This window comes from Furfurilactobacillus entadae (assembly GCF_045862745.1).
GTDB classification, from domain to species: Bacteria; Bacillota; Bacilli; order Lactobacillales; family Lactobacillaceae; genus Furfurilactobacillus; species Furfurilactobacillus entadae.
In genome coordinates, this window is sequence record NZ_BQXN01000001.1 from 139,947 (window position 1) to 157,769 (window position 17,823).

A 17,823-nucleotide genomic window follows, 5' to 3' on the forward strand; every position below is an offset into this window, starting at 1 on the left:
AGCAATAAACAAAAAAATCGTTGTAATTGACTAATGAATAGTCAGTTACAACGATTTTTTTGTGAATTAAGGGTAAGAAAAAACGTCACCCATAAATGGATGACGTCAGCCGGTTTAAAAAATTAAACCCGCGTAACTTTTCCTGATTTCAACGTCCGGGCTGAGACCCAAACACGCTTAGGCTTGCCATCAACTAAGATGCGAACCTTTTGCAGGTTAGCCTTCCAGCTACGACGGCTGCTGTTTAAGGCGTGGGAACGGTTGTTACCGAAATGCGTCCGTTTGCCAGTAATAAAATCTTTAGCCATTGTTCATCCCTCCTCTAAGCGGATTTCCAAAGGGAACCACTTTTTTCTCACCTGACTAATTTACCATAGCGACCAAATGAATGCAATATCTAAATGCCAAGGAAATTTACTTGACAGGCAAAAATGCTGATTTAATCGTGGTCGCGAGAAGTAATTAGTTAGATTTGCCTTTTTTCGTGAGTGGTTTTATGATAGCATGATTGAAGATTACATTGCGTAGTTTTACGTAAATTGACTGATAAAGTTGAGGAGGCCTTCTTCATGGCTGTGAAAATCAAAACGCAATATGGCACCATTGACATCAACAATGATGTCATCGCAACGGTCGTTGGTGGTGCTGCCACTGATAACTATGGTGTTGTTGGAATGGCGTCAAAGAACCAAATCCGTGATAACGTCAATGAAATTCTGCGACGCGATAATTATTCACGTGGCGTCGTTGTACGCCAAGAGGAAAACGGCGTGGCCATTGATGTTTACATCGTGGTGGTTTACGGCACGAAAATTTCTGAAGTTTCAAAAAACGTACAACAAAAGGTTCGTTACAACTTAGACAGCATGCTTGGCATTGCAGCCAACTCTGTTAACGTAACCGTCCAGGGCGTTCGGGTCCTGGCGGATTAGCTGATTGTAGCGAAGTGGGGGAATTTGAATTGGAAGCAACTTTAACAGCCATCACAAACCTCGAATTCGGCAAGATGGTTCAAGCCGCCTCAAAACGGTTAACGAACCAGGCAGAATTCATTAATTCACTGAATGTCTTTCCAGTGCCTGATGGTGATACAGGAACCAACATCTCACTTGCCTTTGCGAGTGGGGCAAAGTATGAACGTGACGTAACGTCAACTGCTGTTAGTGACCAAGCGGCTGCCTTAGCCAAAGGGTTGTTGATGGGGGCTCGTGGGAATTCTGGGGTCATTACATCCCAGATTTTCCGCGGCTTTTCAAAGAGCGTTGAAGGGAAGGCCACGTTAACGGCGCAGGACTTTGCTGAAGCATTGGCTGCGAGTGCCCAAACAGCCTATAAGGCAGTAATGAAGCCCACTGAAGGGACAATTTTAACGGTGATTCGTGAGGCTGCTAAGGCGGGCCGCGATGAAGCTGAAAAGACAGATAACGTGGTGCAGGTCATGGATGCAGTGTACGACGCTGCTAAAGTGGCATTGGCGTCAACGCCAGACTTACTGCCTGTTTTGAAGCAGGTTGGTGTTGTTGATTCTGGTGGCCAAGGGCTTGTGTTCATTTTTCAATCATTTGATGATGTGTTGAACGGGCGGACGAGTGAAGATGACATTGACACGCCGGATGATGCCCAGATGGATGAGATGATCAACGCTGAACACCACAGAAGTGTTCAGGGCGAACTTGACCCAAGTGACATTAAGTACGGTTACTGTACTGAAATCATGGTGCGCATCGGTGGTGGTCAACAAGTTGATCGGAAGTTTGATTACGATGAATTTTATGGTTACCTGGCAACGTTGGGTGATTCACTATTAGTCATCAACGATGATGAAATTGTGAAGGTTCATGTTCACACGGAACATCCTGGTGATGTGATGACATGGGGTCAACAATTTGGTGATTTAATCAAAGTTAAAGTGGACAACATGCGGCACCAGCAGGAAGAAATTATGGAACAAGATGAAGATGAGTCAGCTGCCGTTTCTAAACCAGCGACGGCCCCTGTTGCAGCACCTGAGACAGCCGTTATTTCGATTTCTGCTGGTGATGGTGTCGCTGACCTCTTCAAGAGTCTTGGTGTCACAAACGTTATTAGTGGTGGTCAAACGATGAACCCAAGTACTGAGGACATCGCGAACGCCATTAAGAATAGCGGTGCCAAACGGGCCATCATTTTACCAAACAACGGGAACATTTTCATGGCTGCTGACCAAGCCGCTGAAGTGGCTGAAATTCCAACGGTCATTGTTCATAGTAAGACGATTTCACAGGGAATGACGGCGTTGCTTGCCTATAATCCTGATGTGGACCTGACGGAAAATCAACAAGCGATGGAAGAAAACCTGAGTACCGTTAAGAGTGGTCAGGTGACCCATGCCATTCGTGACACGACCTTAGATGGGATCACCATTAAAAATGGTGAGTTCATGGGGATCGTGGATGGCGACATTAAGGTGACGGACCCTGATTTATTGGGGGCAGCAACCAAGATGGTGCAGTCTATGTTGGATGAAGACAGTGAAATTGTCACGATTATCTTTGGTGCGGATGCGACTGAAGCAGATGCGTCGGCCTTAGAAAACGCGATTATGGAGCTGGATGATGAACTTGAAGTTGAAATCCATGAGGGTGATCAACCCGTTTACCCATTCTTGATTTCGGTAGAATAACAATAACGCGTGACCAATGGCGGGTAACCCTGCTTCGGTGATGCAAGTCGGCGCCCATGGACAGTTTTTGTTCATGGGCGTCCTGCGTGCATTGGGTGAACGGGTGGTCACGCGGGTACATAGTTGTAAGAACTACGAAAATTGCACGTTCCTGTTGTTTTAACGTGCTTTTTGATACCATGGAGTGAGAACTTTGATGCTTAAAAAGGGGGTGATTGATCATGTCAGAACCATTGAAATCGTTGGAAGATCCGATAACGGTCCTAACGGGTGTGGGCCCGCAAAGGGCGAGTGCCTTAAGAAGTTTAGGCCTTGTCACGGTTGGCGATTTGTTAGAAAACTACCCGTTTCGTTATGAGGATTTAGAGGCTCGGGATCTGGCGACCGTCACGGAGGGGGAAAAAATCACCCTAAAGGGCACGGTGGCCACGGAGCCAACAACAGTCCGGTTTGGACGGAAGAAAAGTCGGTTAAACTTTCGCTTATTAGTTGGTCATGACGTGGTCACTGTGACCTTTTTCAATCAACCCTGGCTTGCTAAACAACTAACGGTTGGCCAACAAACGGCGGTGTACGGTAAATGGGACGCCACCCGCAAGAGCTTGTCCGGAATGAAAGTGATTACCAGTGCCGGTGATGCGGCGTTTGGTGCGATATACACCACCAATAAAAGTGTGCGGCAGTCCACAATCGCCCAACTGGTCAAGCAGGCGTATGAAGGTTACCATGACGTGATTTATTCCATCCTGCCGGCGTCACTAATCACCAAGTACCGGTTACTGGACCGGCAAACAATGATTCATGACCTTCACTTTCCAAAAGATCCAGAAGCGGCTAAACTGGCGCGCCGAACGGCCGTCTTTGAAGAATTTTTCCTGTTTGAACTCCGGCTGCAAATGATGCGGGTCAAGGATCATCAGGAAGCGGGCATGAGCATTGAATACGATAATCACGCGCTCAAGACGTTTATTGAAACGTTACCATTTGAATTAACGGCCGCTCAAAAACGGGTCGTGAATGAAATCTGTGCTGACATGAAACGGCCCCTCCACATGAACCGGTTGCTACAAGGGGATGTTGGGTCTGGGAAGACCATTGTGGCAGCAATCGTCATGTACGCTGCCATTACGGCAGGTCATCAGGCGGCCCTAATGGCACCCACCGAAATCTTAGCGGAGCAACACGCGAAGAACCTGGCCGAGGTATTTAAGGATGTCCCCGTAAACATTGTGCTCCTGACCGGGTCCACCAAGACAAAAGCACGCAAAGAGGCACTCAAACACTTAGAGAGTGGCGAGGTCAACCTGATCATTGGGACGCATGCACTGATCTCAGATGACGTGGTGTACCATAACTTGGGGTTGATCGTCATCGACGAGCAGCACCGCTTTGGGGTTAATCAACGGCAAGCGCTCCGAAAGAAGGGTGCCCATCCAGATGTGTTGGCAATGACGGCCACCCCGATTCCGCGGACGTTACAAATCACGGCGTACGGGGAAATGGACGTTTCAATTATTGACGAACTGCCTGCTGGTCGGCAACCGATTACCACACGGTGGATTCGAAGTAACCAGGTCGAACCCGCCATGGACTTTATTCGGCAGCAGTTAAAACATGGTCAGCAAGCGTACGTCGTGACACCCCTGATCGAGGAATCAGAGGCCCTTGACGTTAAAAACGCTGAGGCCATTTACGAACATCTGAGCGAAAATTTTGCACCTGATTTTCGGGTGGGCTTACTCCACGGACGTCTGAAAAATGACGAAAAGGCCGCGGTGATGGCTGCGTTTAAGGCAGATGAATACGATGTTCTAGTGTCCACCACGGTTATTGAAGTTGGGGTGGATGTGCCGAATGCAACGGTCATGCTCATTTTTGATGCCGATCGGTTCGGTTTGGCACAGCTGCACCAACTGCGGGGCCGGGTTGGCCGGGGGAAAATTGCTTCCACGTGTATCCTGGTGGCCGATCCGAAGACGCAAGATGGGATTGCGCGGATGCAAGTCATGACGGAGACAACTGATGGTTTTCTTTTGGCGCAAAAAGATTTAGAATTACGAGGATCCGGTGATGTTTTAGGGATTAAACAATCGGGGGTACCTGTCTTTAAGGTCGGGGATCCTGTTGCCCAACTGAACATTCTCCAGATTGCCCAACAGGAAGCCCTGACGTTGGTCGAGACACCTGATTGGCAGAGCCAACCGGAAAACCGGGAGTTGGCGGGGTATGAACAGCACCAACTCAAACGCCATTCAACCTTGGATTAATCATTTAATTAATGACATGAACTTAGTTTAGGAAGAGAAGGTCAAACACTGTGAAAATTGCTGTAGATGCTATGGGTGGCGACAACGCCCCCGTTGAAATCGTTAAGGGTGTTGAACTTGCCCGCGATGCGTACCCTGACATGGAGTTTCAATTGTATGGGTTAGCAGATCAGGTCACCCCGCTGGTAACAAATAATGAGCGCATTACGGTTGTCCCCGCTGGCTCTGTGATTGCCATGGAAGATGAACCGGTTCGCGCGGTTCGGACGAAAAAGGATTCATCAATTGTGTTAGCGGCGACCGCCGTCAAGAATGGTGAAGCAGACGCCTTCTTTTCAGCCGGGAACACTGGTGCCGTTTTAGCCGCCGGGTTATTTGTTATCGGGCGCATCAAGGGAATTGACCGGCCGGCGTTGACGACCACGCTGCCAGTTGTCACCGGCGATGCCACGGGTAGTTTTACCATGCTTGATGTGGGAGCTAACGCTGATTACAAGGTGACCAACCTTGAACAGTTTGCCGTGTTAGGAAACTTTTACGGGCAAACGGTCATGGGCTTAACCAAGCCACGGGTTGGGTTGCTGAACAACGGAACGGAAGCTGATAAGGGTGACAAGGTCCACCGGGAGGCTTACGAACGGTTGGGACAAATGCCAGGGATTAACTTCATCGGAAACGTGGAGTCACGTGAATTGCTCAACGGAGCAGCTGACGTGGTTGTGACGGATGGTTTTACCGGGAATGCGACGTTGAAGGCCATTGAAGGAACTGCACTATCAATGTTGTCCTTGATCAAGGCAAAAATCATGGCCTCCACAGCAGCGAAAATGGGTTATGTATTGAGCCGCAACGCGTTTCATCAGGTTGGTCAAGTGATGGACTATTCCAAACATGGTGGTGCCGTCTTGTTGGGATTAAAGGGGGCCGTGGTCAAAACCCACGGATCATCCAAGGCCGAAACGGTGCGCAACACCATGGGCCAAATCCACCAAATTGTTGCGAGTGGTTTGATTGAACAAACGGTGACGTACTTTGAACAGGACGCCGCCAAGGCTACCACAACAGATGGCGATAAATAGCTCGTGCCCCCTAGACATTAGGGCACGAAAACGATAAACTAAATGACTGTAAAACACTACTGAGAAACTAGGGAAATCATGACTAAACAAGAAATTTTTGATAAAATCGCTAGCATTATTGCAGACCGATTTGAAGTTGAAAAAGATAAGATTACAAACGAACTGAACCTTCGGAATGATTTGGATGCTGATTCAATCGATTTTGTTGAATTTATCATGGAATTGGAAGACACGTTTGGTGCCGAGATTTCTGATGATGATGCTGAAAAATTAAGTACGATTGGCCAAGTGGTGGATTACATTTATAACCATCAGGAAACCGCTGAGTAGGTCCAGAATGAAACCGCCTGTTAAAGGCGGTTTCTTTACTAATAACAATCACACGACAAGGAGTGACCATTTTGATCCCAGGATTACAAACAGAATTAGCGACACGGTTTAACATTCATTTTAAGAACCCAGCTTTACTGGATGAGGCGTTTACCCAAGCAAGCTATGTTAATGAGCACCCCAATCAGGGACTCAAGTTTTACGAACGCATTGAATTTTTGGGCGACGCTGTTTTACAACTGACGGTGTCCGAATACATTTATCGGCGGTATCCAGAAATGCCACAAGGTAAGTTGACCCGGTTACGCGCGGCCATGGTCCAGGAGGCCAGTTTTTCAAAGTTTGCCCTTGAATGTCATTTTGATCAGTACATTCGGTTAGGCAAGGGTGAAGAAAAAGAGGGTGCCCGCCAGCGTGCGTCATTACTTTGTGATATTTTTGAATCGTTTATTGGGGCACTGTACCTCGACCAGGGGAAGGACGCTGTGGTGGCCTTTATCAGTAAGGTCATTTTTCCAAAGCTTGACGCTGGGTGGTTCGATCATGCTATTGACTATAAAACGGCACTTCAAGAGTGGCTACAGCGCAATGGCGATGTGAAAATCGACTATGATTTAAAGGCAGAAGATGGTCCCGAAAACGACCGGGACTTCACCATGACTGTTGCCGCTGATGGGAAAATCATCGGCGAAGGGACAGGGAAATCAAAGAAAAATGCGGAACAAGCAGCGGCATTACGAGCGCTGACTGACCTTCGGGGCCAACAAGAGACACTGGTGACCCACGGGGACAACGCAACCGCTAAATAACGGATGGACGATCAATGAAACTAAAGACGTTAGAAATCAGTGGGTTCAAATCCTTCGCTGATAAAACGAAAATTGAATTTATGCCTGGAATGACCGGCATCGTTGGTCCGAACGGAAGTGGGAAGAGTAACATCATCGAAGCGATTCGTTGGGTCCTTGGGGAACAATCCGCTAGAGACCTGCGGGGCACCAAGATGACCGATGTTATTTTTTCTGGATCGGCCAATCGGAAAGCGTTAAATCGGGCAGAGGTCGCGATTACGTTTGATAACTCGGATCACTATTTGAAGAGTGATTTTACCGAAGTTCAGGTCATGCGCCGGCTGTTTCGGAACGGTGACTCACAGTACTTGATGAACGGACAGGACTGTCGGTTACGCGACATTTTAGAACTGTTCATGGATACCGGATTGGGTCGTGAATCATTTTCGATTATCAGTCAGGGCCGTGTTGAAGAAATCTTCAACAGTAAACCAGAAGACCGCCGCAGTATCATTGAAGAAGTGGCGGGCGTTTATAAATACAAGCAAAACAAAGATAAGGCTGAGCGGGAATTAGGAACGACCCGCGATTATCTGAACCGGGTCAACGACATCATTGCGGAGCTGGAAGACCAGCTAGAACCATTGGCTAAACAAAGTTCACTGGCCAAGGATTATCTGGAGCAAAAGCGCCGGTTTGATGAGTTAGATCAGACCCGGTTGGTGATTGAGATTCGCGATCACCGTCTTGAAAAGCAAACGGTCGACCAGCGCGTTGAGCAGGTTCAGACAGCGGTGACTGACGCCGAAGCCCGGGTCAATGACCAGTCACAAACGGTTAGTGAGCGGAAGGCGCGTCGTGACGAATTGATGGCCGAAAAGGATAAGCTGCAAGCAACACTGCTGCGGTTGACCCAGGAAGTTGAGCAACTCTCTGGGTTGCAAGCGAACGCGGCGACCCGGACGGAGTTTCAGGCGCAACAGGTTGCTGAATTAACGGCTAGAATTGAGGCTGCTAAGGCGGCCCAAAAAACGGCGACCGCTGAACTGGCGACAGTAACAGCTGCGTTAACAGCGCAACAGGCTGAGGTGGCAGAAGTCAACCAGCTGGTGAAGACGCTCTCAGCTGACAAAGTTGAACAGCAAGAGGCCCGGTTACGCAAACGGCTCACAACGCTCCAGGATGATTACGTGGAGCAGATGCAGGCATTGACAACGCTGCATAATGAACGCCACTTTTTGACCCAGAATCATGAGCGTGGGGGCCAACAAAGTGCACGGTTAGACGTTCAAACCGAAAAACTGCAGACGGCAGTGACCGACCTTCTCACACAACAAGAACAGTTAGCCCAAACGCAAGCGGATGCAGAGCAAAAGCAGCAAGCACTGACGGAGCAAGTTCAGTCCGCAACAAATGAACATGCAAAGCTAGTTAGCGATGCAGAACAGGCGCAAAAGAACTGGTATAACGCATTAGGCGTGCAGCAGCGGGCCCAAGCACGTGCCGAAAGTTTGGCCGCCTTGAGCGACGATCACGCTGGGTTTTACCAGGGGGTCAAAGCCATCTTGAACCAACGAAGTCAGTTTGACGGGCTCATTGGACCAGTGGCCGACTTGATCACGGTTTCAAAGGACCTCACAAAGGCCGTTGAAACCGCGTTGGGAGCTCAGCTTCAACAGTTAGTGGTTCGTGACGAGCAGACGGCGCGGCAGGCGGTTGCTTATTTAACGAAGCAACGTGCCGGACGGGCCACCTTTTTGCCATTGACCACGATTCATGGACGCACACTTAGTCAAAGTCAACTTGATGCTGTGGCAACCATGCCTGGTTATGTTGGGTTAGCGAGTCAATTGGTTCAGGCAGAGGCCCAAATCAGTCCCGTTGTGGATTACTTGCTGGGGACCACGGTTATTGCAACCGGTTTACCAGCCGCAATTGAAATTGCTAAAGCTGGTGGTCACCGGTTCCGCATCGTCACGACGGATGGCCAGGTGATGAACGCGAGTGGTTCCATTACTGGTGGGGCGAACCGGAATCAGCAAGCGGGTCTTTTAAGTCAACGCACGGAAGCAACGGAGCTTACCGCCGCCATTAAGAAGATGACGGCAGAATTGACGCAACAAGAACAGCACGTTGCGGCCCTTCAAAAGGCAGCGGTTGCTAAGGCAGATACGTTAAAGACACTGCGGCAACAACTCGCCACTGCGACGGCTGAGGCCCAGCAAGTTACCGGGCAAGGTCAGTTATTGACGGAACAAATTACTGTCGCAAAACGGCGGTTGGAAGCCAGTCAGTTTGAGCAACGGCAACAGAATGATCAAGCGGCTGACTATCAGACCCAACTTGCGGCCAATGAGAAAAAAACGGCGGCAGTAACGGCCGAACTGGACGCCCTTAAAGCAGAACAAGCGGCGCGACAGGTGGAACTCACAACGCTGACCGCGGATGTTAGTACAAAGGCTGCTCAGCTACAAGAAAAACAGCAGTGGTTAGCTGCCGCGACGGCGCAAGTAACGGCCCGGCAGGCCGATCAGCACCGGTTGCAAGAAACGGTGACGGCCCAAACCGCTCAGTTAAACGCTGACCAACACCGCTTGACCGTTGTGACGGATCAACAAACCGCCCAGGGGAAAGACAAACGGTCGACGGCTGAGCAGTTGGCGGACGCTCAAAAGAAGCAACAAACAACCAGTGATCGTTTGACCCAAACGGAAACCGAATTAACGGGCATCGTTGAGATGGTTGCGGCTACAGAGCAGGACTTAGAACGGGCCCAGGGATTGCAGCAGTCTGCCCTTCGTGAAATGAATGATCTTCGGGCAACACAGTCACGGCTGGCAACCCTGTTAGATGGTGCGTTAACACGGCTTAGCGAGACCTACCACGTGAGTTTTGACGACGCCCAGGTTGATTTGAGTGATGCTGATCTTGATGATATCAAGAAGCAGTTGAAGTTACTTAAGTTGGGGCTCGACGAACTTGGTGACGTGAACATCGGCGCCATTGAAGAATATGAACGGGTCTCTGAGCGATACGACTTCTTGGATCGTCAGCGAAAGGACCTCTTGACCAGTCAACAGCAATTGGAAGAAACGATGGCTGAAATGGACGGTGAGGTTTCTGTTCGCTTCAAGCAGGCATTTGACGAAGTTGCCGTGGCCTTCAGTGAGATTTTTGGTGAAATGTTTGGTGGTGGGAAGGCAGAGCTTGTCTTAACGGATCCCGCCAATATTTTGACCACAGGAATTGACATCATGGCCCAGCCCCCTGGCAAAAAGTTCCAGCGGATGAGTTTGTTATCCGGTGGTGAACGGTCATTAACGGCCATCACGCTGTTATTTGCCATTTTGGCAGTGCGGCCCGTTCCGTTCGCAATTTTGGATGAAACAGAAGCTGCTCTTGATGAAGCCAATGTTGTTCGATTTGCACGCTACCTTAGAAACTTCGGCGGTGGCACCCAGTTTATTGTGATTACTCACCGAAAGGGAACGATGGTGAATGCAAACGTCCTCTATGGGGTGACGATGCAGGAATCTGGGGTGTCAAAGATGGTTTCCGTCTCGCTGGATGATGTCGAGAGCGTTTCATAACAAGAAAACAAAGTGGGTGAAGCATAATGGGATTATTTGATATTTTCCGGCGGCGTAACGCTGCGGAAAAAGCAGCAACGAGCGCGGCTGAATCCTCACAAGCTGCCAGTGAAGCAGAATCAGCGACAAGTGTGGTCAGTGAGTCAGCTTCCGTTACCAGTAGCGTCAGTGAAGTCACTGAAGAACCGCACAGTGAAACCATAGCGACGTCAGCGACACCGGTTGTTGAACAATCAGCAGCTGAAGAACTAGTGAGTGAACCGGCCTCGGCCGCAACGAGTGCGAGCGAAGGGGTCACGGAGAGCCAGGCGGCAATGGATGATGTTGTCATGTCCGCGGGTGCAACGGAGGCAAGTCCATCGCAGGTAAGCCAGGCGGCCACGAGTAGTGCAACGTCCGCGGCACCAGCACCGACTTCTGACGCCGCGGTGAGTGCCGAACCAACGAGTGAAGCAGCCCCAACGTCGACGGAAGTGGACAATGACGAAGCGGCAGACGAAACTGCCACGCCTGAACCGGCACAAAAGAGCGATAGTGAGCTGTATGATAAGGGATTAGAAAAGTCACGCCAAACGTTTGGTGACCGGTTAAACGCCTTTTTGGCCAACTTCCGCCACGTGGATGAAGACTTCTTTGATGATTTAGAGGAAACGTTGATTGGCGCTGACGTTGGCTTTAATACGGCCGTCACGATCACGGATGAACTCCGCGACGAAGTTAAACTCCAACATGCGAAGAAACAGCAAGACGTTGAAAACGTCATCGTTGAAAAACTTGTTAACCTGTATGATCAAGAGGGTAACGGGGAAGATAATTCGATGCACATGGCAGCCAGTGGCCCGACGGTGATCTTCTTCGTTGGGGTCAACGGTGTGGGGAAGACCACGACCGTTGGTAAAATGGCCAACATGTATAAACAACAAGGTAAATCTGTTTTGCTTGCCGCGGCTGATACGTTTAGAGCTGGTGCCATTGAACAGCTCCAGGTGTGGGGCAAACGTGACGGGGTTCCAGTGGTGGCCCTGCCTGAAAAGAGTGATCCTGCTGCTGTCGTATATGACGCAGTGCAACGGGCCAAGGCAGAAAACGTCGACATCTTGATGGTTGATACCGCTGGGCGGCTTCAGAACAAGGTCAACTTAATGAACGAACTGGCAAAAATGAAGCGGGTGTTGGCGCGTGAAATTCCAGACGCACCGCATGAAGTGTTGCTGGTTCTTGACGCCACAACGGGTCAAAATGCGCTCAATCAGGCAAAGACGTTTGGTGAAGCGACGGACGTAACTGGAATCGTGTTGACGAAGCTCGATGGAACCGCTAAGGGGGGCATCGTGCTTGCCATTCGTAACGAAATGCACCTTCCCGTGAAGTTTGTTGGGTTGGGTGAACAGGTTGCGGATCTACGACCGTTTGATCCAAATGAATTTGTTTACGGCTTATTTAAGGGCCTGATTAAGGAATAACGTAAAAATTTAGGCAAACAAAAATGACTGGCTTTCCATGATTGTGGGAAGCCAGTCATTTTTGTTTGGTGAGATAGGTTAAACAGTGGTGCTCAACTGGGGCCGTGTGACCAGTTGTTCATAAACATAACTGGTTTCGTTGACGCGATACACACCATGAATTTCACCGACTTTAGTGAAACCCATCTTACTTAATAAATGTTGCATCGGTTTATTATCCTGATGCGTATCGATCCGCAAGCTTTCGATGTGCGGATACTCTGCCTCAACGTGGGCAATCAAGCCTTCAAACATGGTGGATGCGTAGCCCTTGCCGGCGTGATCAGAATGAATGGCAACCCGGTGAATGGTCAGGTAGGCGGTGGTTTCTTTCAACCAGTTACCCTGCAAATTAGCGTATGAATCGTCGGGAGCTGGCATCACAGTGACGGTGCCGATGGTTTCTTCGTCGTCAGAGGATAAGAGGTAGGCATAGCCGTGGTCGATGTCTTGTCGGATGTGTTCAGGAGCCGGATATTCACCCTGCCATTGGTCAATTCCTGATTCAGCAAGCTGGTTACGGCCGTCACTTAAAATGGCCATAACGGTGTCAAATTCTTCAAGTGTTGCGCGATGAAATTTCATAAAGCAATCTCCTAATTCATGTAAGGTTACACACGATCAAAGCCGTGCTATTCAATAAAACGGTCGCCATCTTTTGGGGTATCATACCCATTCATGCCGATTTGAATGGCGATAATGAGTAATTGCATTGCTGGGCAAAAAATGAGGGCCAGGACCATGGCACCAATGACAATAAAAAATGTCTGCCACTTGGTTGCCCGGCGGTAGACGTTTGTCGCGCGAATGTCCGTCGCAGCTTTGTGATAGCCGTATTTGTCATTTTCATTGACGATGGTGTGACTTAAAACAATGTACGAACTAAACCACAGGAAGTACACCAAACTGTAAAATAATTCTGGTCCGCGGGCGTTGATTCCTTCACCGACCCACGCCGTTGCAACGGGAATAAATGAGGTTGTAAAGAGCCAAAAGTTGTTTGACCAGTAGATCCGTTTGGTAATTCGCTTGGTTTTGCCAAACATATAATGATGGTTATACCAGGCGACCCCAATCATGAGGTAGCCGACCGCATAAACAATTAGGTGCGGTAATTCGTGGTAGATGGCGCTAAATTTGAGTGACGATGGTGTTTTAAATTCTAGCAACATGATGGTTAGAATCACGGCAAGTACGGCGTCTGTAAATGCCTCGACACGACTTTTATTCATGTGGGTTAAGATAGCCTCCTCGAACAAGTTTTAAAAACTAGCAAGTACACAATATGATAGCTGAAAACACGCAAAAAAGACAGTCCGGAAGTGATGAATTTATGTGCTGTGAATCGTTATGGAAACAATCGTTCAACCAAATTATTGCTGATGGGAAACATTTACTTTATTGACGAAATTAGTTGTGGGTGAAATAATGGGAGACAACCTAGTTATGAAAGGATGATGACCTATGTGGCAAGCATATAAGGAATTTTGGTCGCATTATGCGGATTTTGTTGGCGTTAGTAATCGACCCCAATATTGGTTTGTTTATTTAATTAATGCGGTGATTGAAGTGGTGTTGATGGGGACCGTGGTCTGGATGGCATTTTTATCAAACGATGGTCATTACTCAACGCCTGAATTAACGGTAACGGGGATTGCACTTGTCCTGTTATTTTTGTATAGCGCCGCAGCACTGGTGCCAGCACTCGCGTTGTCTGTTCGTCGCTTACGGGATGCGGGCTTTCACTGGGCACTGATTTTTATCATGTTGGTCCCATACATCGGGTGGATTCCGTTGGTGATTTTGCATTGCTTCCCAACGGGTGCCGGGGTGTACACGCCAGTAGAGACAACGAAACATTAGTCAACCGCTGTGAATTGTTAATGAGCCATTTAGTGGCATAATGTACTAACGTAAATTGGCAGTTAGTTGGTCCCTAATCGGGGGGCATCAACTAACTGCCAATTTTTTATTGCTGGGTATGTGCATTGGATGAATCTAAGTCAAACAATTACTTACAGCTGTTTCCGTAGAAATGCGACGGCTAATCCAAGGAGATTCAAGAAGATCGCACCGCAGCTAAGGGCAAAGAAAAGCGTTTGTGAACGGGGTGCGTGAGAAGAAATGGTAACCTGATTATTGCCTTTTTTAAGCGCCAGCTTCATATTGTGCGGCTCTTGGCTTCGTTGAGCGTGGCCGTTAACGGTAATGTCATACGGAACACCACGGTACTTTGCAATCATAAGGTTCGTGTTTTGAGACCGGTTAGAAGTGATTTGATAGGTAATCTGATTGAAGGAACTGTGGTAATGGCGAATGGTTACGCCCTTAGAACACTTCAATGCCGATTTTTTAGTACCATGATGAATGACTGCTGGTTTGTAGTCTGACGCATTTGCATTTTTATGGTTAATGATTTCTGAGTAGGCATTAACCGTAAAGGGTGTTTTACCCGCATCAAGGTTACTAGGATTTGAATAATCCCTTTCATATTGAAAAACTGAGACAACTGCGAGAATCATCAGAATAGAAGTAAAAATTAAAATGGGCTTAACGGGCGTTTTATTTTCAATCCAGTAGGTCAATAAGGCAACGGTCAATAAAAGTGCCGCTAAACCTAACGCCCGGCCCACAAATTGGAACTGAGCAAAGATGGTGTGACGAAGGAGAAACCACGGCCACCAACTGAACGTTAAAACAACAACACCCCCAGTCGCTAAACTCCATTTAGGCCACCGTAAGGAAGTGCCGGTTTTAGTTGTAAGGGCCCGATAGACTAACCAAATGAGGGCAATCGTGCAGATGAGGCCGAGACTCCACGCGTATGCGTTTTCGTATATTGAGTTATTAATAAGACTGTTAAAGACCGTTGTTGGAAGAGCGGCTACGGTGTAGCTAGAGGGCGGGAGGATCTTATTTTGAAGTGATAACGTAACGATGTTGGCTAAGGCAAGCGATGCACTTAGTCCTGACAGCACAGCAGCAAGACCGAACTGGCAAACTTCGGCCAGGTGAACTTGGCGGTGAAAAAGCCGCCAGATTTCTGCTAGTGCAACGAGTAAGACTGTGGCAAAAAGTGATAAGACGTGACTGTTAGCGATTGCACCCATGCCGAGCGCTAACCAAAGCCAGCCACGACGATTATGTTGCCAAATGGTCCAACAACCAAGGAGGACAATTGGGAAAAAAGCGTAAGCCAGCGCTTCACCTAAGGAGCTCCGGGCATAAAGGAGAATGAGATGATAGCCGTTAAAGAGGTAAACGCTCATCCCAGCCCAGCGATAAATCCGGTTGGTTGTCAGTGAACGGGCAAGGCAGTAAGCAGTGATCCCAGTTAAAAAATTAAGTAAGAAGAGCCCTGCAACCCATGCGTGAACGGGATTTGCGATAAAAAATCTTGGAACGGCAAATAAAAGGAGCGTTAGCCAGGGGTACATGCCAGAGACCGCGGTTAAGGCCTGATCAAGCCCAATGAAAGAAACAAGTGGCGGGAGCTGACCATGATGAAAGGCTTGGCTAATTGACTCGATTCGACTTAGGTGAATTGACCCATCCCACGAAAGCTTGAAGGGAACGTGTAGAAAAGCGGGAAGCGTTAAAATAATTGTGCTTAAGAAAATGAGGCCGGTGGTTAAAATAATGGAGCGCCACCGGGAGTGGTCCGTAGACGTCATTCGAAAATCTCCTTAAATTTAAAGCTAATCGCTTTTTTTGAAATATTTGGCTAAATGAGTTTTGCTTGTAAGTTAAATCCTCTGTGATTATAAAATAATGTTGATGGTGGTTCAAGCAATCAATCTACCTGAGTGATTTTTTTAATTTTACCAAAATGCCTTTGCAACAAGGAAAAATGTTAATCCAATAAAATATAAACGATTTTATAATAATTTAATCTTGATTCTTTGATAAAATAAATCTAAACAATAACGATGATCGATGGGCGGAAATGTTTACGATTCGTGATGTGATTATGTCTGCTGTTTTTAAGCTTGTGACGGTTTTAAGCGACAAAAAAGCCGCGAAAGCAATTTTTGCTTTCGCGGTAATTCCCGTGACTTCGTTATTGTTTAGGTTCATTTGGTTCAATCGTATGTTCACCACGTCCTTGAATTTGGGTAAACTTAGGGACTTCGTCATGGCGTAAATGGCGAACGTGCCAAGAACGGGTGACGTGACCCGTTTGCCGACGACTGTAAATAAATAGTGTTGCAGCGAGGACAATAAGAAAGAACCCACCCATCATGGCCGCGTACACGGGTTTGGTAATGGTTGTGCTACTAGTGGGTAGAAAAGTTGATCCAAAGACCAGTAGTGAACTGATCAATCCAAGGCCGCCAATAACAAGTTCGCTGCCAAAGCCACCGGGCACCTTAAACGTCGCCGTTGTAAACTGACGTTTTAACGAGAGCCGCAAAAAGGCTGTAAACATCAGAATGTACATCACTAAGTACAGCATAACCGTTAACGACATCGCCATTGAAAAGGCGGCGTTATTTCCGCCAAACCCAACGGTCAGGACGAGACCAATGAGGGTTACTAGAGCTCCCTGAAGGATGACAAGGCGAACGGGGACCTGATCTTTGTTGACGGTACTAAACCACGGCGAGAGGATGTTATCTTCCGCAGTGACAAGCAGTGATTTAACGGGACCAACGATCCATGAGCTGATTTCACCCAGCATTCCGACGGCCATTAAGAGGCCGAGCCCCTTTACGACAAGGCTTAGTGGTTGGCTTGTAATAATGTTGATCATTTTGGCAATGGCCTGAATTACCCCCTGGTTCAAGGATAATTCACGTGCAGGGACAACGGCGGCAACGGAAAGGCCACCAAATGAGTCAAGCACAATGGCAAACACGACCAACACAAGCATGATCAATGGATAGTTTCGGGCCGGTCGCTTGAGGTCCATGATGTAGGAAGCCGAGGCTTCAATGCCGGTAAAGGCAAGAATGTACGGCACAATGGTTGTTAATGAGACACTGTGGCTGAGCGTGGTGACGTTACTGCTGATACTAGTTGTAAATTGAAGTGGATGCCCTTGAAGGAGGTAGGCGATCCCAAGTCCTAACAAAATGAACGCCGGTAGCACGATTCCAAGCATAAACGTCCATTTGACGATGCGGTCCGTTCCGTTGATGCCCCGAAGCTGGCCCGCGGTCATGACCCAATAAATGAAGATAAATAATGCAAATTTAAGCCAAGGGTTTGTGTTTAAACTGGGAATCCCGACGGCATAGGCTAAAACCCCAATGACAAAATAAATCATCGTAATAAAATTAACGGTGATCTGAAGCCATTGAAAGAAAATGGCAATGAACCCAGCCCGCTGACCAAGCCCACCCTTGACCCAGGTATAGACACCACCATCGTGCCAACCGGGGACGGTGGCCATTTGAGCAGCGACAAGGGCAACAGGCAGGAACCAAAGAAGTCCAGCAGCCACCAGGAAAAAGGTTGCTAACAGGCCAGACTGTGCAAATGCGGGATACTCATCGGCTGACATGAGCATGGCAGCAGTGAGCGTAAAAAAGCCAAAGGCACTAAGCGTCGGTTGTGATTTCATGAGGCATACCTCGAATTTGTTTGATGTGTACTTCTA

At 48.2% G+C, this 17,823-nt stretch carries 14 protein-coding genes; 9 read left to right on the forward strand and 5 right to left on the reverse strand.

The genetic code is table 11. The features are described from left to right. Positions 1-122: 122 nt before the first annotated feature. A complete protein-coding gene (rpmB, locus tag ACKTR5_RS00785; protein WP_017261785.1) occupies positions 123-308 on the reverse strand; it encodes a 50S ribosomal protein L28 in 186 nt (61 codons plus the stop codon). Between the two features lie 261 nt (positions 309-569). Between rpmB and ACKTR5_RS00790 the strand changes: the two genes are divergently transcribed. The 8 genes from ACKTR5_RS00790 (at position 570) to ftsY (ending at position 12,182) form a co-directional block, all read left to right on the forward strand. Beyond that, complete coding sequence (locus ACKTR5_RS00790; RefSeq protein ID WP_407878352.1) at positions 570-932, forward strand: Asp23/Gls24 family envelope stress response protein; 363 nt, start codon at positions 570-572, stop codon at positions 930-932. Positions 933-1,006: 74 nt separating this feature from the next. After that, the gene (locus ACKTR5_RS00795; RefSeq protein WP_407878483.1) at positions 1,007-2,662 is read left to right on the forward strand and encodes a DAK2 domain-containing protein; all 1,656 of its coding nucleotides are present in this window, start codon (positions 1,007-1,009) and stop codon (positions 2,660-2,662) included. 221 nt (positions 2,663-2,883) lie between these two features. After that, positions 2,884-4,929 (forward strand): ATP-dependent DNA helicase RecG, encoded by a 2,046-nt coding sequence (gene recG / locus ACKTR5_RS00800; RefSeq protein ID WP_407878353.1) that lies wholly within the window; start codon positions 2,884-2,886, stop codon positions 4,927-4,929. Between the two features lie 50 nt (positions 4,930-4,979). After that, the gene (plsX, locus tag ACKTR5_RS00805; protein WP_407878355.1) at positions 4,980-6,008 is read left to right on the forward strand and encodes a phosphate acyltransferase PlsX; all 1,029 of its coding nucleotides are present in this window, start codon (positions 4,980-4,982) and stop codon (positions 6,006-6,008) included. 78 nt (positions 6,009-6,086) lie between these two features. Beyond that, positions 6,087-6,338 (forward strand): acyl carrier protein, encoded by a 252-nt coding sequence (gene acpP / locus ACKTR5_RS00810; protein ID WP_407878356.1) that lies wholly within the window; start codon positions 6,087-6,089, stop codon positions 6,336-6,338. Positions 6,339-6,409: 71 nt separating this feature from the next. After that, positions 6,410-7,147: a ribonuclease III gene (gene rnc / locus ACKTR5_RS00815; RefSeq protein WP_407878357.1), complete on the forward strand. Its 738-nt coding sequence runs from the start codon at positions 6,410-6,412 to the stop codon at positions 7,145-7,147. A 14-nt stretch (positions 7,148-7,161) separates the two neighbouring features. Further along, a complete protein-coding gene (gene smc, locus ACKTR5_RS00820; protein ID WP_407878358.1) occupies positions 7,162-10,719 on the forward strand; it encodes a chromosome segregation protein SMC in 3,558 nt (1,185 codons plus the stop codon). Between the two features lie 26 nt (positions 10,720-10,745). Continuing rightward, the gene (ftsY, locus tag ACKTR5_RS00825) at positions 10,746-12,182 is read left to right on the forward strand and encodes a signal recognition particle-docking protein FtsY (RefSeq protein ID WP_407878360.1); all 1,437 of its coding nucleotides are present in this window, start codon (positions 10,746-10,748) and stop codon (positions 12,180-12,182) included. A gap of 78 nt (positions 12,183-12,260) precedes the next feature. Here ftsY and ACKTR5_RS00830 read toward each other — a convergent pair whose 3' ends face one another. Both ACKTR5_RS00830 and ACKTR5_RS00835 read right to left on the reverse strand, forming a co-directional pair. Next, positions 12,261-12,806 carry a GNAT family N-acetyltransferase gene (locus tag ACKTR5_RS00830; RefSeq protein WP_407878362.1) on the reverse strand — a complete coding sequence of 182 codons (546 nt, stop codon included), beginning with the start codon at positions 12,804-12,806 and terminating at the stop codon, positions 12,261-12,263. 47 nt (positions 12,807-12,853) lie between these two features. Beyond that, complete coding sequence (locus ACKTR5_RS00835; RefSeq protein ID WP_407878363.1) at positions 12,854-13,453, reverse strand: TMEM175 family protein; 600 nt, start codon at positions 13,451-13,453, stop codon at positions 12,854-12,856. 232 nt (positions 13,454-13,685) lie between these two features. Here ACKTR5_RS00835 and ACKTR5_RS00840 point away from each other — a divergent pair, with 232 nt between their 5' ends. Continuing rightward, positions 13,686-14,084, forward strand: a complete 399-nt coding sequence (locus ACKTR5_RS00840; protein ID WP_407878365.1) for a DUF805 domain-containing protein — start codon at positions 13,686-13,688, stop codon at positions 14,082-14,084. Positions 14,085-14,236: 152 nt separating this feature from the next. Here ACKTR5_RS00840 and ACKTR5_RS00845 read toward each other — a convergent pair whose 3' ends face one another. After that, positions 14,237-15,895 carry a hypothetical protein gene (locus ACKTR5_RS00845; RefSeq protein WP_407878367.1) on the reverse strand — a complete coding sequence of 553 codons (1,659 nt, stop codon included), beginning with the start codon at positions 15,893-15,895 and terminating at the stop codon, positions 14,237-14,239. A 386-nt stretch (positions 15,896-16,281) separates the two neighbouring features. Beyond that, the gene (locus tag ACKTR5_RS00850) at positions 16,282-17,787 is read right to left on the reverse strand and encodes an amino acid permease (protein WP_407878368.1); all 1,506 of its coding nucleotides are present in this window, start codon (positions 17,785-17,787) and stop codon (positions 16,282-16,284) included. Between the last annotated feature and the right edge of the window lie 36 nt (positions 17,788-17,823).